Origin of the sequence: Shewanella oneidensis MR-1 (assembly GCF_000146165.2) — a bacterium.
Classification (GTDB): domain Bacteria; phylum Pseudomonadota; class Gammaproteobacteria; order Enterobacterales; family Shewanellaceae; genus Shewanella; species Shewanella oneidensis.
This window is the reverse complement of sequence record NC_004347.2, coordinates 3,834,786-3,851,835: the sequence shown is the minus strand read 5'-3', so window position 1 is coordinate 3,851,835 and position 17,050 is coordinate 3,834,786. Positions and strand designations below refer to the sequence as shown.

Below are 17,050 nucleotides of genomic sequence, written 5' to 3'. Positions count from 1 at the left end.
GAACACCTAATCAATCCATTAGCAGAATTCTCTGAAAACGGCTTGGTTCTTCCCTTTACGCTTTGCTTCATACATCAAACTATCTGCGGCATTAAGAGTGAATGGATTGTCTGGCGTAGGATAAAAGGCACATCCAAGGCTTACCGTTAATGAAATCAGCGTATTTGAAGCTAATGGGAGTTTTTTTTGTGCTATTTGCTGACATATACGTTTTGCCAGTTGCTGTGATGCTTGTGCCGATTTGTCTCGCGCTAAAATGGCAAATTCTTCACCCCCAATTCTGGCAAACTGCATCTCAGGCTCAAGGACTTCACGCACACAAGTGGTAATAAGGCAAATTGCATTATCCCCTGCACTGTGTCCATAGGTGTCATTAATCGACTTAAAATCATCAATATCAAATACGATTAACGTTAGGCTGCTAGCCAGATCTTGCGTGTCACTTAACTGGTTAAAAAAGTAATGGCGATTATGAATGCCCGTTAAGCTATCTGTCTGGGCGAGCAGGGTCAATTTATGGTTTGCATCTTCAAGCTGACGTGTGCGTATTCTTACCGTGCGACGTAATTGCAGGGTATAAAATAATCCTGCACTCAATATTCCAGCAGCCAAAGCAGGAATAAGATAGCGAGGATAAACGGTTTCAATATGGATCCAACGACTTAGAATTCGATTCTTTTCTTGCGTGTTAAGCTTTTTAAAACCTTGATTGATTTGACTTAGTAATGCTTGATTGCCTTTTCGAACGGCGGGACGAAGAGGCTCTGAATAGAGAAATTGTGCTGGCATAAACTCTTTCGCGCCATTAGCTACCAGAATATAAAAGTTGCCGACTTGTGCATCTGCGATAAAGGCATCGAGTTCACCGCGTTTTGCGGCTTGCATCATTAAGTCATTATCAATGTACTCGATCAAAGACAACTGAGGAAAATGCCGTTGTGCAAATTCTTGTTCAAATCCGCCCTTAACCACCCCGACAGCAGTATCCAATCGTCCTGCGAGTAGATCTTGTAATTTGTCGCCAAGCAGTGTTTGGTGCATGTAAAGCTGTGTGTCGATTTCTAGAAGAGGCTCATCAAAATCAAGATATTCTAACCTTACGGGTGAGCGAATTAACCCTGCATGGATATCCGCTTTTCCAGACTTAACAGCCAGCAGAGAGTCATTCCAATCCATAAGCTGAAATTCGATATCAACATTATTCGCTTGGCCGTAAGCGATCCATAGGTCGATTAATATGCCTGATGGCTTGCCTTGCTCGTCGATGTAGGAATAGGGTTTCCATGCTTTTGAGTTGGCAATGATCAACTTTTGTCTTTCGGCTGCAACGCCGATTGAACTCGATAGGAGCGTGCACAGTATGAGCAGTATGCATGACAAGCATTGAGCAAAGCGATAATTCATCCGTAGCTATCCTTGATAGGCCTCATCCGACATGAGAGATTAGTTTTCCATTAATACTGTTGAATAGAAAGTATGGAATTGAGCTGGGATGAATACAAATAACCCCGCAAAATTGCGAGGTTATTGATTTGCAGATTCAGGCGAGTGGTATGGCGTGGTTTATCTTTTCAACCATACCTTTTGGGATGCCATGGTGGAGGAACTATTACTTTTGCGTTGCGCGGTAGTGGTCGAAGTTCTCGATATAGTCTTCCATATTGGCATCGAGCATCTCTTTATAGCGATCCATATAGTAGTCCATCATTTCCTGCTTTTTGGCCTGCATTTGTTCTTTGGTTTCAAAGCTGGTGGAGCCAAACCATGCGTTGTAGCGGGCGAGGGCCCACATAAAGGAAGCGCTGACTTCACCGGTTTGGATTTCGGTGTTTTGGTTTTGCTGGTTAGCGAGCTTAATCAACTCAGTGGCGCGGGCGTAAAAGGCGTTTTCGTTATTAGACATCAGCAAGTCCTGTTGTTAGGCAAAGTGGCTAAAGAAAAAGGGCGCTTGGCTGTTACCCTTTTGGCTATTACGACTAACCCTAAGGTATTTTGCGGCCAAGGGACAGTCATCCACCTCACAGAATCCGTTGATTTCACGTTAAAATGAGTCGTCGAAAGTAAATATGGGATAGGTGTAACACTTTTCTGATAAACATTGGCTGATTAACCATTCTAGAAAAGCTAATCCTAACTGGGTTAACCAGCCTGTGTAAGCATCAGAGGTCAATGTTAGAAGCCCGTGATTGACTCATGCTGTAAAGGGCGCTTTGAGATTCAGGGATATGAAGAGTCATTTCCACCCCTTCTGTGGGTGGCAAACGCTTTATAGATTGAATGAGCCCATTCGATACTTTCAAAACGACCATGGTATCAAAGGGCTCATCGCGTATGCTGGCGAACATTTATGTTCTACAAGGGAATGCTTACCCACTATTATGGTAGCGGGATGACGAGTGTAGGCTGCTACCACTCGTTACTTAGCGGTAATCGGGCCTTGTGATCCTGCATCTTTATCAATCCACACACTGTCTTTATTCGAGCTGGCATCGGGATAAATGGTGTACTCTACCATGCCGTCTTTGAATTTGATTGCTCCACCACTTTGGCTTGATTTTACCTGTTTGCCGTTAACCCAAACCTGATGTTTATCATCGATTTGAATCTTGGCAACCGTTGCACCTGAACTGGCAGTTGCAAGCCATTGTTTGGCATTGGGAATTATAGCGTCATCGGCGGCTTTGGGTGTAGCCATTGCTTTGGCATTTTCCTCTTTGGTTTTGTGGATATCGCAGCCTTGCATTTCGGATACTTGGGTACAGCCTGAACGCTCAAGTAACTTGCGATACTCATCGTTAATGGCGTGGCTATTTGCGGATAGCAATAGTGCAATACTTGCTGTGAAGATGATTTTAGCGTTCATGTGTTCCCTCGTTGCTATTGAAGTGCGCCTTGTTTATGGCGAATTTAGATGGTTAAGTGTAGTGGGTCTTTAGCCATTTTCTACTCGGGCATGTTGACGTATCGAGATACGATGCTGTTCAGGCAAGGCTTTACTCGGAAGATGCGGAGTGCTTTATAGCGGCTCAATCATGCATCAAGTAAAGCCCGATAACCCATCAACTAGTCGCAAAACTCCACATATTTTGGATTAGCCCATCACTCACCTCAAATACCACCATCACTTCAAAAGGCTCGTCGTGTATGCCGCTGATCCGTTCGTGATCCACGACCTTATTGCCGACGACCATACGGTTGAGGATTTCGGCATGTAAATGCGGCAAGTTAAAGCGTTCATTTTGATAGAAATAGCGAAAAGCAGCTTTACCCTGAATAACGGGCTCTGTGGCGGGTGGACGATAGATGCAAATATCTTCACTAAATTGTGATACAAAGTTGGCAAGGTCATGTTGGTTGTAGGCTTCCAACTGGGCTTGCACTAAGGCTTCGGCCGTCACGCTGTTTACAGTTAAATTGCTCAAAGATGATCCCTTACTGAAACGGGTAAGTTTGAAATGCGTTGCTGTGTTGGGTGGGAAAGCGCTTTTGGTATCATTATATTTATCACCATTACAGCCTACTTTCCCACTAACGTACTTTTGTAATACGTAATTTATTCCAATAACTTAAGCTGTGTTTTACCCCATTGAGTGGCAAAGGGCATCGCTTCCTGCGGACTTAAAATAAACTCCTGCTCACAGCCGTCGCCACGGGGAGTTTCCCAAAATTTAATTCCATTTGCTTCAAGGGTCAGCTGATAATAGCCAGAGCCGTCGGAGGTGGGGCATTCTGCGTTTGGCGTGATATCGGCAAACAGCTTTTGCTTAAGTGCTTGTGGTAACGGATAACTCATACTCTCCGGCAGAGCTTGAGGCTGTTCATTTTCGATAAACCATTGCCAAGGATGGAAAGGTTTTCCATCTGCAAGCGAGAAGCTGACAAACTCTTGGCTGACCCCATTGGCACCATAACCTGCCGCCCAGCGATACAAGCGCACACTGAGCCAATGTTGGTTGATAAAAATCGGTTCAGCAAAGGTTTCGTCAGCCACAAAGCTGCCCATTTGTGCCAGCATTCGGCGGCGAGTCTCAAAGGTATCTGATAATTGGGCTTCATCGGTTAGTTTGTGTTCAAGGAATTGATTAATAGAAGCGATTCCAGTTTGTTGGCCTTTAAATTCGATACCTATATCAGTGCCAAAGGTCAGTGGACGATACTCAATGGTTTGATAGTTTTGCCACTTTCCACGGCTAAGTGAAGGTGTCGTTTCGAGTGGTAGGTTGTAGGCATCGGCACCACAATCAACAATATTATCGGAGCTGATTTGCCGCTCAAGTTGAATTGGCAGTGACTTGCTGGCGCTGTCTTTAAACCAGTGGCCGCTCAGTTTTTGAGGCGTTGTGGTATCAAACTGCCAGTTTCCGGTGTTGTTTTCTTCTTTCCAGATGCCATCTTGCAGCTCGAGTCGAATTGGAGTGAGGTATTTTTGATAGTAATAACTGCCAGTGCCGTATTGGTTAAAGCAGACTCTGACCTTACTTTTACCCAGTTGCCCCTGCCAAACGCCTGTGAGTTCATCGGCCGCAAACGTTGTGGAAGAAAACGTTGCGACAATCATCAGGCTTGAAGACACAATGTTTAATAACATCCTTGTGTACATACTTTTTCTCCTAAAAAAGATAATACGTTAGGGCTTGATTTTCTGTGAGATATACTCGCGCATCAGGCGGCGAATGGCAAAAATTGTGGTGATAATCAAAAGTCGCCCAGAAGCGACTTTTAGCAGTTCCGATGTTCATTAACTGAAGGTTAACGCATCGATTGCAACATCTTCGAGAGCAGATTTATTCAACCTGCCAATCAATTTGTTCGCCAGCGCGGATGGGGACGACATTTGTGTCGCCAAGCGGATAACTTGCGGGAATGTCCCACGCTTTTTTCACCAAGGTGATGGTATCGCTATTGCGGGGTAGATTGTAAAAATCTGGGCCGTTAAAACTGGCAAAGGCTTCTAATTTATCCAGCGCATTCACCGATTCAAAGGCTTCGGCATACAGCTCAATTGCCGCATGGGCAGTATAAGAACCCGCACAGCCGCAGGCGGCCTCTTTGCGGTCTTTCGCGTGTGGCGCCGAGTCAGTACCGAGGAAGAACTTTTTATTGCCACTGGCTGCAGCCGCTAACAGTGCTTGCTGGTGAGTATTGCGCTTTAAAATCGGTAGGCAATAAAAATGCGGGCGAATACCGCCAGCCAACATATGGTTGCGGTTATAAAGTAAATGGTGCGCGGTGATCGTGGCGGCCACATTATCAGAGGCTTGAGTCACAAAATCGACGGCATCTTTAGTGGTGATATGCTCGAGGACGATTTTGAGGTTTGGAAAATCAGTCACGATCTTGCTCAAGATATTCTCAATAAACACGCGCTCACGGTCGAAAATATCAATCGATGAGTCAGTCACTTCGCCGTGCACTAAAAACAACATGCCGACTTCCTGCATCGCTTCGAGGGCAGGGTAGATATTTTTTAAATCGGTGACGCCAGAGTCTGAGTTCGTCGTCGCGCCAGCAGGATAGAGCTTAGCGGCAAAGACTTTGCCCGAGGCTTTAGCTTTACGGATTTCGTCTGGGCTGGTTTTGTCGGTGAGATACAGCACCATTAAGGGCTCAAATTGCGAGCCTGCGGGCACTCGCGCCTTGATGCGATCGTAGTACGCCAAGGCGGTTTCGGTATCGATCGCGGGGGGCACTAAGTTAGGCATGACGATCGCGCGGCCCATATAGCGGCTGATGTCGCGAACGGTATCGGTTAATTGGGCGCCGTCTCTTAGGTGAATATGCCAGTCGTCAGGACGCGTAATTGTGAGTGTTTTCATAGGGCGATTCATCTTATTCGATATGTCTGCTGCGAGGGTGGCAGGATCTTATGTGGCAAGGTTTTAGCTGTAAAGGGAAACTCTGCCATTTGGCGAATAAAAATGTTAACGCAAGTTGAGCGACTGGCTACTTATACTTTACTGAGTGCAGTACTCCTACCATCGGCCATTCTCATCTCGAACGGACACTTTTGTAAAACTAGGCGGACACTTTTAGTTTGCGACCGAGGTGTCCGCGGACACTTTTATCGATAAATTATATTAACTATTTGAAAGATAATGTTTTAGTGTTTTTGGCATAGGCGTTGCTATTACTGGATATTGAATTTTAATAGTGTCCGTTGTGATAGGTACACAGCACCATCCGACAGGGAAGCGAGAAACGCCATGATTAAAGATACCAGCGGCCAAGATACCCTCCTTGTGCCATCAACAGCCAAACGTCTTAAGTTGCCCTTGATTATTGGTGGCTGCACCTTATTAGTGAGCGCCTTAGTGTGGGCCAGTTTCAGTAGCGATAAAGTGAGTCAATCCATCAGCCGAAGTGAGCTCACCACAGCCACTTTGCATGTGGGCACCCTTACTCGCGATGTCGCCACTACAGGCAAAATCGTTGCGGCTAATGCGCCTATTTTGTATAGCACCGAGGAGGGCACTGTTACGCTCCTGAGTAATCCTGGAGATAACGTGGCGCGCGGGGATGTGGTGGCGAAGCTTGACAGTCCAAGATTGACTAATGCCCTTGAGCAAGCTCAATCAGTTTTAGCGGGTATGCAAAGTGCCTTAGAGCGCGCCAAGTTAGATGCGAGACGCAGCCAATTGCAGGCAAATCAAACCTTAGATATGGCCAAGGTGGATCTGGAGGCGGCAGAGCGTGAACGTCGCCGTGGTGAACTGCTTATTCAAAGTAAGCTCATCGGACAGATTGACTATGAAAAGGGCAAAGATGATCTGCATAAGGCCAAATTGAAATTTGAACATGCTTTGCAGGAAGTGGCGCTAACCAAGGACACCTTAACCTTTGAGGTAAAAAATAAGGCACTCGAAGTTGAGCGCCAACAGTTAGCGGTGCGTGAATTAGAACGCCAAGTCGAAGCCTTAAATATCAAAGCACCCGTAAACGGCATCATAGGTAACTGGCTAACGGAGCAAAAAAACCACCTCAGCGCAAACCAACCTATTTTGACCGTGGTGGATTTAAGTGCCTATGAGGCCGAGCTTGCGGTGCCAGAGTCTTACGCCGATGAACTCGGGCTCGGTATGGAGGTTGAGCTGAGTTTTGGTGAGGTGAAACTGATTGGCAAATTATCCTCCATTTCTCCCGAGGTGCGTAATCGCGAGGTCACTGCACGAGTGCAATTTACCCAGAATGACAGTCTTAAGTTACGCCAAAACCAGCGGATCTCCGCCAGAGTGCTGCTCGAACATCGGGATAATGTGTTGATGGTCAAACGCGGCGCCTTTATGACCAGCGGTGGTGATGAGGTGTATCAAGTTGAAGGGGATATTGCGACTCGTCGCCAGATTAAACTGGGTAGCACCAGCATGAGTCAGGTGGAAGTGGTTGAAGGTGGTAAAGCGAGTGATGTATGGGTGATTTCTAGCGTTGAGCCTTTCAATCATGCTGAACAAGTCAAAATACATTGATGACCGATAGTAAAAAATTACTTATTAATCAAATTGATGAAATTAGTATCGCCATGGTTGAAAAAACGACGGCGATAAGCAAATAGGAGCCAATTATGCGCCAAAAAAACCTTGATAAGAGTGTGTTGATGTCCTCCAAGTTGGTTAGCGTCCTCGCCTTAGCGTTATTGGTTGTTGCGGTAGAACTGGGTATTGGTGAGACCAATAGTTGGTTTTTCCTTGGGTTAAATATTTTGGAATGGAGCAATCCCTTAGAGGAGGTGCGTTTAATTGGCGATGTCACGATGGAGAGTATGCATTTGCTATTTTCCTGCCTCGATTGGCTGTTCGGTAAGTTGAGTGGGTTCATTATCGGCATCTTTGTGGGCTGATAAGCGGTTTCCTCTGCTTCGTCTGTTACATGCTCAAGATAAATTGAAGTCCCCGCGCTTTTTAGTTAGCCGTTTACGCGCAAAGATAAAATTAATTAAGGAAATTAAAATGTTATCAATGAAGAATATCAGTAAGGTTTTTAAAACGGACTTAGTGGAAACCCATGCGCTGCGGGATTTTAATCTTGAGGTGAGCGAGGGCGAGTTTGTGGCGGTGACAGGGCCCTCTGGATCGGGCAAAACCACCTTTCTAAATATTGCAGGCTTACTCGAAGGCTTTACCCATGGGGATTACTTTTTAGATGGCATCAATGTCTCAAACCTCAGTGATAACAAAAGCGCCGCCGTACGTAATGAGAAAATTGGCTTTATTTTCCAAGGTTTTAACCTGATCCCCGATCTTAATTTAGCCGAAAACATTGAAGTGCCACTGCGTTACCGTGGCTTTAGCGCCAAAGAGCGTAACCGCCGCGTGGAACAGGCGCTGGAGCAAGTCGGTTTAGCTGCCCGCATGAAGCATTTACCTACCCAATTATCTGGCGGTCAGCAACAAAGGGTGGCGATTGCCCGTGCACTTGCGGGTGAGCCACGGTTTTTACTCGCCGACGAACCAACCGGTAACCTCGACAGTTTAATGGCACGTCAAGTGATGGAATTACTTGAAAATATTAATCAGGCAGGCACCACTATTATCATGGTAACCCATGACCCTGAACTGGCGCGCCGCGCCCAGCGCAATATTCAAATCGTCGATGGTCAAGTCTGCGACTTTACCATGTATCAACCCAATGTGGCCCGCAGCGCAAGCCTCGGCAGCGTCGATAAACTGGTTGCTAACGCCCAAGGCTAGGAGCGGTTATGTTCTTCTATTACTTAGATTTAGCTTGGCGTAGCATCAAAAAAACGCCCATGTTATCGGCACTGATGATCATGGCGATTTCTATCGGCATTGGCATCACTATCACTACGCTAAACATCTACAAAATGATGTCTATCAACCCTGCAGGGGATAAATCCAGCCAATTATTTGCAGTGCAGTTATGGAGCCAAGGCCCCGATGCTTGGGATTATTTTGATCCTCAGATCACTTATCAGGACGGCTTTAACTTACTTAAGAGTGATATTCCGCGCCTACAAACCCCCATGTTTCGCACGGGCGGTGCAGTGCAGACTGAAGATCCTAGTTTTTTACCTGTGCTGCAATCTCGGGTGCGCGTCACTAATAATGACTTTTTCCCGCTCTTTGGTCTGGAATTTCAATATGGTCAGGCATGGGATGACAGTGTCGACAAAACGGCACGCTATGAAGTTGTGTTGACCAATGAGTTGAATAAGACCCTGTTTGCGGGCGAAAACAGCGTGGGTAAGACGATTTATTTCAACGCTAAACCTTATCAGGTCGTGGGAGTGCTTAAGCCTTGGGCGCCGAGTCCTAATTATCATGACCTTAACAATGGCGCCTTTGGTAATGTCGATACCCTGTTTGTGCCCTATAGCCTAGCGCCGATTGAGGAATACGGTAGTTGGGGCAATACCAATGGCTGGAGCCATGAAAGTATCAATACCTATGCTCAGCGTTTGACCTCTGAAAAGCATTGGACGCAATTTTGGGTGCAACTCGATACGCCAGAGCAAGCAGCAGAGTATCGCCAGTGGGTACGCCAATATATTGAGCAGCAAAAGCAGTTGGGCCGCTTTAGCTCACCTAAGGCCGATGTGCAATTGTCCGATGTTGACCAATGGTTAGCCATTAATAAAGTGGTACCTGAAGATAATAAAGTGCTAGTTGGCCTCAGCGCACTGTTCTTAATTGTTTGCTTGGTCAATATGTTAGGTTTGTTACTGTCTAAGTTTTTACGCCGTGCCCCCGAGATTGGTGTGCGCCGCGCGATAGGTGCCAGCCAAGGGCAAATTTTTGCCCAACATATGGTAGAAGTGTCAATGATGGGATTATTCGGTGGATTATTGGGCCTCGCTTGGGCCTGGGGCTCACTTGCCTTGCTCACAAACAAGTTTCAATTAGAGGCTTCGCTCACTCACCTCGATGCTAGCATGTGGCTCATTGCGCCTATTATTGCCATTTTAGCGGCGATAGTGGCGGGAATTTATCCTGCCTGGCGCGTGTGTACCACTAACCCAAGTGTTTATCTTAAGAGCCAATAATCGGGGGCAATATGTTACATATCAAACCTATCCTTAGCAGTTTATTACGCAGTAAAAGTGGCCCTTTACTCCTGTTATTACAGATTATGTTGTCGGTGGCTATTGTCGCTAATGCCAGCTTTATTATTGTCGAACGCTTGAGTTTAATGGCGCGTGAGTCAGGGATTGTTGAAAATGAAGTCTTCGATTTCAGTATTTATCATTTTGATAAATCAACGGATTTAGTTGCGCAGGATAAACGGGATTTAGAGCTCCTACGTGCTATACCTGGGGTTATCGATGTTGCGCCGAGTTCCATGGCTCCCCTGAGCGGTGGCGGTTGGTCGAGTAATTTTACCCTAGGGCCAGAGGAGCGCGCTAAATCCACGCCCAATACCGGCATGTATATGAGTGATGAGCATTTTATCGACTCCTTAGGGCTTAAGTTAGTTGAAGGACGTAACTTCTATCCCCAAGAGATCACCACTGAACTGTTAGAGGATGGTGGCAAGATGATCGTCACTAAAGCCTTTGTCGATAAGGTGTGGCCGAATGACTCTGCACTCGGAAAGAGCGTATATATGGGATCGCAGCACTATGTCGTGATAGGGGTCGTGGAGCGTTTACAAACGGCTTGGGTGGATAACAGCAATGTAGAGTATAGCTCTGTGTTGTCAGTAAATTATCCCGCTGACTATAAACGTTATTTAGTCAGAGCTAAGGCAAGTGATATTGCGCGCTTAAAAGAGGTCATCCCCGAGGTCTTGCATAAAGAGTATCCGAGCCGGGTGATTGAAGGCTTTACCACCATAAGTGAGCGTCGTATCGAGGCATACCGTGACCATGAGTTAATGGCAACCGTGCTGACCATGATGGTGGTATTGCTGCTGTTGATTACCTCACTTGGGGTAACGGGGATGGTGATGTTTAATATTCAGCGCCGCACTAAGCAAATTGGCACTCGCCGTGCGCTAGGAGCTAAGAAGCGCGATATTATCAGCTACTTCTTAGTGGAAAATTATCTACTTTGTCTGTTGGGTGGCACTCTAGGTGTGCTGTTAGCTATTCAGTTAGGCCAGCAATTGATGAGTCTGTATAGCTTACCTATGCTGGCGCTTTCCTATCCATTATTCACCGTTGTGGGATTATTTGTGGTGACAACGCTTGCTGTGTACTTACCTGCACGCAAGGCTGCCAAGATATCTCCGGCGACAGCAACCCGCACGGTGTAGCGTAAGGTGAGCAGCATTAAGTGTGATAACAGTAGGATGTTATTGCACTTTTTGTTACTTTAAGGTTAATAAATTTGCTCGGGATATACTTTTTAAAATGGACACTATTCTGATTGTCGACGATAACCATGCCATCTGCCAAGCGTTAGGATTAATGCTGGAGATCAATGGTTATCAGGTGTTAACTTGCCATACACCAGATGATGCCCTTAACCTGATCGCGGCCCACGATATTGATCTTGTTATCCAAGATATGAATTTCACCCGCGATACCACCTCAGGGGAAGAAGGACGACAGCTGTTTTATGCATTACGTGAGCGGCAACCTGATTTGCCAATCATTTTAATGACGGCATGGACGCAGCTCGAAACTGCCGTCGAGTTGGTTAAAGTGGGCGCAGCCGATTATATGGGTAAGCCTTGGGATGATGCTAAGTTACTCAATAGTATTACGAATTTAGTTGCACTCTATAAACTTGCTTGCACAAATCATCAGCTCGAGCGGGTGAATTCACAGCGCCAAGTGGCGATTGCCGATGCGGAACTGTGCGGGATTGTTTTTGGTAGCGGTGCAATGCAGCGCTGTATCGACTTAGCCTTACAACTGGCGCGCTCCGATGTATCCGTGTTGATCACCGGCCCAAATGGTGCCGGTAAAGACAAGCTTGCCGATATTATTCACGCTAATTCTCCCTTAAAAAACAAACCTTTTATTAAGGTTAATGTGGGGGCTTTGCCAATGGAATTGCTTGAGGCCGAGCTCTTTGGTGCCGAGGCAGGGGCGTTTACTGGCGCGAATAAAGCCAGAATGGGTCGTTTTGAGGCTGCCGATGGTGGTACCTTGTTTTTAGATGAAATTGGCAATTTACCGCTTTCTGGCCAAGTGAAGTTGCTGCGGGTATTACAAACGGGGGAGTTTGAACGTTTAGGTAGCCATAAAACCTTAAAGGTGAAGGTGAGGGTGATCAGTGCGACCAATGCCGATCTTGCCCAAGATATTGCCGAAGGCCGCTTTCGTGAGGACTTGTTTTACCGCCTAAATGTGATTGAGTTGGCCTTGCCGCCACTGAATCAGCGTATCGATGATATTCTGCCTTTAGTGAAGCATTTTGTCGGGGAGGGTTTTAGCTTGAGTAAACCCGCCCAACAGGCACTATTGCAGCACCGTTGGCCGGGTAATGTGCGCGAGCTAGAAAATGCCTGTAAACGTGCTGCTCTATTAGCTCAAAGCCGCGTGTTAACAGAAGCGGATTTTGGTTTACCGCCAGTCCAAGCGCGTCAGTTAAGTGCAACAAATGCATTTGCATTGGGACAAGCTGCGCATTTAGCCGCGGCTTTTGAGCCGCAATCCCATCAGTCCGTTTTTTATTCCGAGATCCACAGTGAGGCACAGGATGTTAGCCGTGAAGACATTGAAGCGGCTTTACAGCAACATAATGGTGTGATTGCTCGGGTAGCAAAATCCTTAGGCTTGAGTCGGCAGGCGTTATATCGGCGTATGGATAAGTTTGGTCTCGAAAAATAACGGCCAAGTGACTTTAGGCGAGTTGTGAATAAACGTGGCAATTAGGTGGAAGTTAAGGTGCAGCTGAGAACAAAATTAGTTATCTATTCAACTGTTTGTTGTGCTTTTGGTGTCTTGCTCACCCTTGCTACCATGAAGTACCTTTTTTCCACATCGTCCCCTGAAGTGGCTACGCCTGCGACACTACCCGATGTCCAGCTCCCCGAACTGGATTTAGCACAATTGCAAGATTCGGTAGCAGCCATCGAATCCGCAATAAAAAATACTGAACAATTTCAACAGGCGTTTTCATTGCAGGAACGCTTAAGAGCCGATCAAATTAAGCATGAACTGCAAAAATTAGAACAGCTGAAGCAAGAGCAACTGCAAATTAAGCTCTACAAGCTAGAGCTGCTTAAGCAAGGACTATTTAACCCTGCTCCCCATCCTGCCAATATGGTGCCGGCGTTACCTGTGGTGGAGCAGAGTAAATTGCCACCGTTGTCATTAGATCCGCAGGCTGAGCATACACCGCCAATATTTGAATTGGTGTTGGTTATCTTGCTTGCCTGTAGCGTCTGCGCTTTGGGAGTCGCATGGTTTACGCGACATTTAGCCCGAAGTCTCGATGCGCTAGAAGTTGGATTACTTAACTTTAATGATAATGACTTTAGTGTGAGCATTCCTACAAACGGCGAGGGGCAACTTAAGACATTGGCCGAGCTATTTAATCATTCAGCGGCAAAGTTACGCCAAGAGCGGCAATATATTTATCAGCGGGAGTTATTGCTCGATAAAGTGATCCAAAGCTCCCCCAATGTCATGTTGCTGTTAAATGACCATCAGAGGCTGATGTATGCCAATGATGCAGCTCGGCATTTATTTCAGATTAAAGGCAAAATGGAGGGATTGAGCCTTGAGGAACTGCTGCAAGAATTACCTGAAGCCCTTGCTTTAGCGCTGAAGCAGGAAAAGAGCGGCCTCTTTACCATGGGGGAGGATGATGCTGAGACTTGGTATCTGAGTCGTGGACAGTTTTTACTGAATAACCAACAGCATAATTTAATCTTGCTCAAGCAGATGACCCGCGAGCTTAATCGTCAGGAAGTGGCAGTATGGAAAAAAGTCATCCGTATTATCAGCCATGAACTGAATAACTCGGTGGCGCCTATTGCTTCTATGGTGAATTCGGGGCGTTTGCTAACGAAAGATCTCGATAATCCAAAGCTCAAGCTGATTTTTGATACCATTGAAAGTCGTACTAATCATCTTAGCCAGTTTATTTACAACTATGCCCGCTTTGCTAAGTTGCCTTTACCACAGCGACGTAAAGTAGCGTGGTCTCAGCTTATTGAGCAGTTGACACAGCATTATCCTTTCTCATTAACCCATGAGTTGCCGATAGAAGATGGTTATGTTGACCAGGGACAAATGGAACAAGTTTTGTTAAACCTACTTAAAAATGCCCATGAATCTGGCTCAAATCCTGAAGAGGTAACACTGTCGATTCGTTATCAGAAGATGGTTGATGGCGGCGGCTTTAGTATCAAGATAGAGGATCGTGGTAGTGGAATGTCTGAGGAAGTCTTAGAGCAAGCCCTGCTGCCTTTTTATTCAACAAAACAATCGGGTACAGGTTTAGGCTTACCGCTTTGCCGTGAAATTATTGAAGCCCATGACGGTAGCATCAGTATGCACAACCGCACTGAAGGCGGCTTATCGGTACTGCTTTGGTTGCCGCAATAGCGTTCATTTGGGTTTGTATCAATAGTTTTCATTTCTCATTCTAACGCATTACCCAAATGGGCTATTTTGCGGTTTTTACCTTAGCTTTTCGGACTAATTTGCTCCTTGGTGTAATGACTAAGGATCTTCAATCCTGTTAACCTCCTTTTGTGAAAATGAGTGCCAAATGTTAAGTCTTTGGGCGCAAGTTTTAACGCGTTTGAGCTTAAGGCTGTTGAGCCTCGTTTAAGCATTAACTCATAAGGAGGGATAGGTGAAATCGTTAACGCCGCGGTTGTTGTGGATTTTATGCTCGTTCCTGTTTGTGAGCGCTCCTAGTGCGTTAGCCAATGATGACATTGAAATCAGTGGACTGGTGATAGACAGAACCTTAACCCGCTTTGGTAAGGATTTTGGTTTTTACTATGCGAGTTATTGGCGAGAACTGCCGTTTACTCAAGGCGTTAATGTGACCTTGTATGAAACTGTGTTCCCGCAGGCCGGAACCGTTTTAACCTTAGAGGTGAATGGTACCCGCATCTATAGCACGCATTTTGGTCGCCGAGCCAATCCGGTTAAGGAGAGCGCAGAGCAGGCCATTTTGTTGACGATTGATTACTTAGCTCTGATCAGAGCGAATGCGATTACGGGTGATTTTTCAGGAACATCGGACGACTTATAGGATAATAATAATGACTTACAGGACGTTACTTACGCTAGCTATGCTTTGCATAGCGCATACCAGCCAAGCTACCGAATTAATCTATACGCCAGTCAATCCCAGCTTTGGTGGTAATCCGCTCAATGGTACTTTCCTGCTCAATAAAGCGCAGGCGCAAAACGATAATCAAGCCACCTCGACCGAAAAAGACTTTGTTACCCGCTTTAAAGAATCCTTAGAGCGTAACATTATCAACTCCATTACCCGTGGTGTGGCCGATGGTGAGATTACTGATGGTGTGTATGACACGGGGGATTTTCGGATTGAAGTGGCTTCCACTGGCACTGGGGTGATATTGACTATCACTAACAACGAGACCGGTGAAGTCACTGTGATTGAAATGCCAACCTTTGGAGGCGGAAACTAATGCTACGTTTTGTTTTTATCGCCTTGATGCTGCTTGGTATGTCTGCTTGCAGCCTGATCCCAAAGCCTGATCTCAATATTACTTCGGCACAGGTTAATCCGATGAGCGAAGTGATGAAGGGGTTGCAAAATCAGCCCGGGCCAAAATTTCCGATCCCAGTTGCGGTATATTCATTCCGAGACCAAACAGGGCAATATAAGCCCCAGGCTAACGTGAGTTCATTCTCCACTGCGGTCACTCAAGGGGCTACGTCAATGTTGATGCAGACCTTGATTGACTCTAAATGGTTTACGCCTGTGGAGCGTGAAGGCCTGCAAAACTTGCTAACTGAGCGCAAAATCAGTAATAAGCAAAACGGCACTAAGGGCGAAGATATTCCGGTGTTATCGACGGCGAGATTGCTGCTAGAAGGTGGGATTATCAGCTATGAGACCAATACCAGTACCGGTGGTACTGGGGTGGAATACTATGGCATTGGCGCGTCAGAAATGTACCGTGAGGATTTAGTCACGATTTATCTGCGTGCTGTCGACGTGCACTCGGGCAAAGTGATGATGTCGGTTTCTACCAGTAAAAGAGTCTTGTCTCAAGAAATGCGTGCGGGCTTGTTCCGCTATACCAGTTTGAACCGTTTGGCTGAAGCCGAAGTGGGTTTTACCACCAATGAGCCGGTGCAGTTTTGTGTACTTCAAGCTATTGAGTTAGCGGTCGCTGAGCTTATCGAAAAGGGCATCAAGCAAGGCTATTGGAGCGCTTCGCAGTTGTCTCAACCTATAGAAAAACAACCTGAATTAAGCCAAAGCTGATTATACCAATCTTATTAAATATCTGTTCATTCAGTTAAACATTACCAAAACCGAGCCAGATACAAGTCTGGCTCGGTTGTTTTTAGGTTTAGTCGGCCCGTAATGCCTTCCAAAACAGCGCAAAGCTAGCATCGCGGTGATGTTTATCTTTGCCCAACTCAGGATTATCAATAAAGTATCGAGTGGCTGCCAAGTATTGTCCGTGGCAATTTTCAAGCATTAATTCAATCGGATAGTGGGAAATTAATCCCATTAGCTGCCCTTTTTGTATCAATTGGGCAATAAATCCTAAGATGCTATTCATCGCTTGCTCGCGGATAGAAGCTGCAATCATAGGTGACATTGAATATTGCTGAAAAAACAATTGTTTGATTGGATTATCAATCGACCAATCAATCGCGCTCTGCCAGAGCTGTTCGGCATGCTCTTTAAGATCGCTCCCTTCTTTGATATTTAGCAATAACGCATTGGCAAACTCTTGTTTAATCGTGAGAAACAGGCTTTCCATCAACACTTCTTTGGTTGCAAAATGATGAAACAGTGTGCCTGTCGCTACGCCAGCTTGCTTGGCAATCGAAGCGGTCGAGGTGCCATGAAAGCCTTGGCTGACAAATAACGATAATGCGGTATCGAGTATCGCCTGACGTTTATCTGTCATCGGTTTATGTTCAACATTCGGTGATAACTGTGTTGTCATGAACCCTCCTTATTAGGCCGTA

General features: G+C 46.0%; 17 protein-coding genes. 10 read left to right on the top strand and 7 right to left on the bottom strand.

The window, feature by feature from the left end; translation table 11 throughout:
- Nucleotides 1-18: 18 nt before the first annotated feature.
- From SO_RS17265 to pyrC, 6 genes are all read right to left on the bottom strand, one after another.
- Nucleotides 19-1,404 (bottom strand): transporter substrate-binding domain-containing diguanylate cyclase, encoded by a 1,386-nt coding sequence (locus SO_RS17265; protein ID WP_011073495.1) that lies wholly within the window; start codon nucleotides 1,402-1,404, stop codon nucleotides 19-21.
- 205 nt (nucleotides 1,405-1,609) lie between these two features.
- Nucleotides 1,610-1,903, bottom strand: coding sequence for a DUF3144 domain-containing protein (locus tag SO_RS17260; protein ID WP_011073494.1), 294 nt, complete (start codon nucleotides 1,901-1,903; stop codon nucleotides 1,610-1,612).
- A gap of 513 nt (nucleotides 1,904-2,416) precedes the next feature.
- Nucleotides 2,417-2,863, bottom strand: coding sequence for a hypothetical protein (locus SO_RS17255; protein ID WP_011073493.1), 447 nt, complete (start codon nucleotides 2,861-2,863; stop codon nucleotides 2,417-2,419).
- A gap of 196 nt (nucleotides 2,864-3,059) precedes the next feature.
- Nucleotides 3,060-3,422: a nuclear transport factor 2 family protein gene (locus SO_RS17250; RefSeq protein WP_011073492.1), complete on the bottom strand. Its 363-nt coding sequence runs from the start codon at nucleotides 3,420-3,422 to the stop codon at nucleotides 3,060-3,062.
- A gap of 131 nt (nucleotides 3,423-3,553) precedes the next feature.
- A complete protein-coding gene (locus SO_RS17245; RefSeq protein WP_011073491.1) occupies nucleotides 3,554-4,600 on the bottom strand; it encodes a hypothetical protein in 1,047 nt (348 codons plus the stop codon).
- A gap of 184 nt (nucleotides 4,601-4,784) precedes the next feature.
- A complete protein-coding gene (gene pyrC / locus SO_RS17240) occupies nucleotides 4,785-5,816 on the bottom strand; it encodes a dihydroorotase (RefSeq protein ID WP_011073490.1) in 1,032 nt (343 codons plus the stop codon).
- A gap of 387 nt (nucleotides 5,817-6,203) precedes the next feature.
- On the opposite strand from pyrC, the gene SO_RS17235 reads away from it, so the two are divergent.
- From SO_RS17235 to SO_RS17190, 10 genes are all read left to right on the top strand, one after another.
- Nucleotides 6,204-7,463 carry an efflux RND transporter periplasmic adaptor subunit gene (locus SO_RS17235; RefSeq protein ID WP_011073489.1) on the top strand — a complete coding sequence of 420 codons (1,260 nt, stop codon included), beginning with the start codon at nucleotides 6,204-6,206 and terminating at the stop codon, nucleotides 7,461-7,463.
- Between the two features lie 95 nt (nucleotides 7,464-7,558).
- Complete coding sequence (locus SO_RS17230; protein ID WP_011073488.1) at nucleotides 7,559-7,834, top strand: hypothetical protein; 276 nt, start codon at nucleotides 7,559-7,561, stop codon at nucleotides 7,832-7,834.
- A gap of 109 nt (nucleotides 7,835-7,943) precedes the next feature.
- Nucleotides 7,944-8,684, top strand: coding sequence for an ABC transporter ATP-binding protein (locus SO_RS17225; RefSeq protein ID WP_011073487.1), 741 nt, complete (start codon nucleotides 7,944-7,946; stop codon nucleotides 8,682-8,684).
- A gap of 8 nt (nucleotides 8,685-8,692) precedes the next feature.
- Complete coding sequence (locus SO_RS17220; RefSeq protein ID WP_011073486.1) at nucleotides 8,693-9,997, top strand: ABC transporter permease; 1,305 nt, start codon at nucleotides 8,693-8,695, stop codon at nucleotides 9,995-9,997.
- Between the two features lie 11 nt (nucleotides 9,998-10,008).
- The gene (locus SO_RS17215; RefSeq protein WP_011073485.1) at nucleotides 10,009-11,208 is read left to right on the top strand and encodes an ABC transporter permease; all 1,200 of its coding nucleotides are present in this window, start codon (nucleotides 10,009-10,011) and stop codon (nucleotides 11,206-11,208) included.
- A gap of 97 nt (nucleotides 11,209-11,305) precedes the next feature.
- Nucleotides 11,306-12,733 carry a sigma-54-dependent transcriptional regulator gene (locus SO_RS17210; protein WP_011073484.1) on the top strand — a complete coding sequence of 476 codons (1,428 nt, stop codon included), beginning with the start codon at nucleotides 11,306-11,308 and terminating at the stop codon, nucleotides 12,731-12,733.
- 57 nt (nucleotides 12,734-12,790) lie between these two features.
- Nucleotides 12,791-14,458, top strand: coding sequence for a sensor histidine kinase (locus tag SO_RS17205; RefSeq protein ID WP_011073483.1), 1,668 nt, complete (start codon nucleotides 12,791-12,793; stop codon nucleotides 14,456-14,458).
- A 253-nt stretch (nucleotides 14,459-14,711) separates the two neighbouring features.
- A complete protein-coding gene (locus SO_RS17200; RefSeq protein ID WP_011073482.1) occupies nucleotides 14,712-15,119 on the top strand; it encodes a curli production assembly/transport protein CsgE in 408 nt (135 codons plus the stop codon).
- A gap of 10 nt (nucleotides 15,120-15,129) precedes the next feature.
- Nucleotides 15,130-15,525 (top strand): curli assembly protein CsgF, encoded by a 396-nt coding sequence (locus SO_RS17195; RefSeq protein ID WP_011073481.1) that lies wholly within the window; start codon nucleotides 15,130-15,132, stop codon nucleotides 15,523-15,525.
- Nucleotides 15,525-16,331 carry a CsgG/HfaB family protein gene (locus tag SO_RS17190; protein ID WP_011073480.1) on the top strand — a complete coding sequence of 269 codons (807 nt, stop codon included), beginning with the start codon at nucleotides 15,525-15,527 and terminating at the stop codon, nucleotides 16,329-16,331. Before SO_RS17195 ends, SO_RS17190 begins: the two co-directional genes overlap by 1 nt.
- Nucleotides 16,332-16,419: 88 nt before the next feature.
- On the opposite strand, the gene SO_RS17185 is transcribed toward SO_RS17190, so the two are convergent.
- The gene (locus tag SO_RS17185) at nucleotides 16,420-17,028 is read right to left on the bottom strand and encodes a TetR/AcrR family transcriptional regulator (RefSeq protein WP_011073479.1); all 609 of its coding nucleotides are present in this window, start codon (nucleotides 17,026-17,028) and stop codon (nucleotides 16,420-16,422) included.
- Nucleotides 17,029-17,050: the final 22 nt, after the last annotated feature.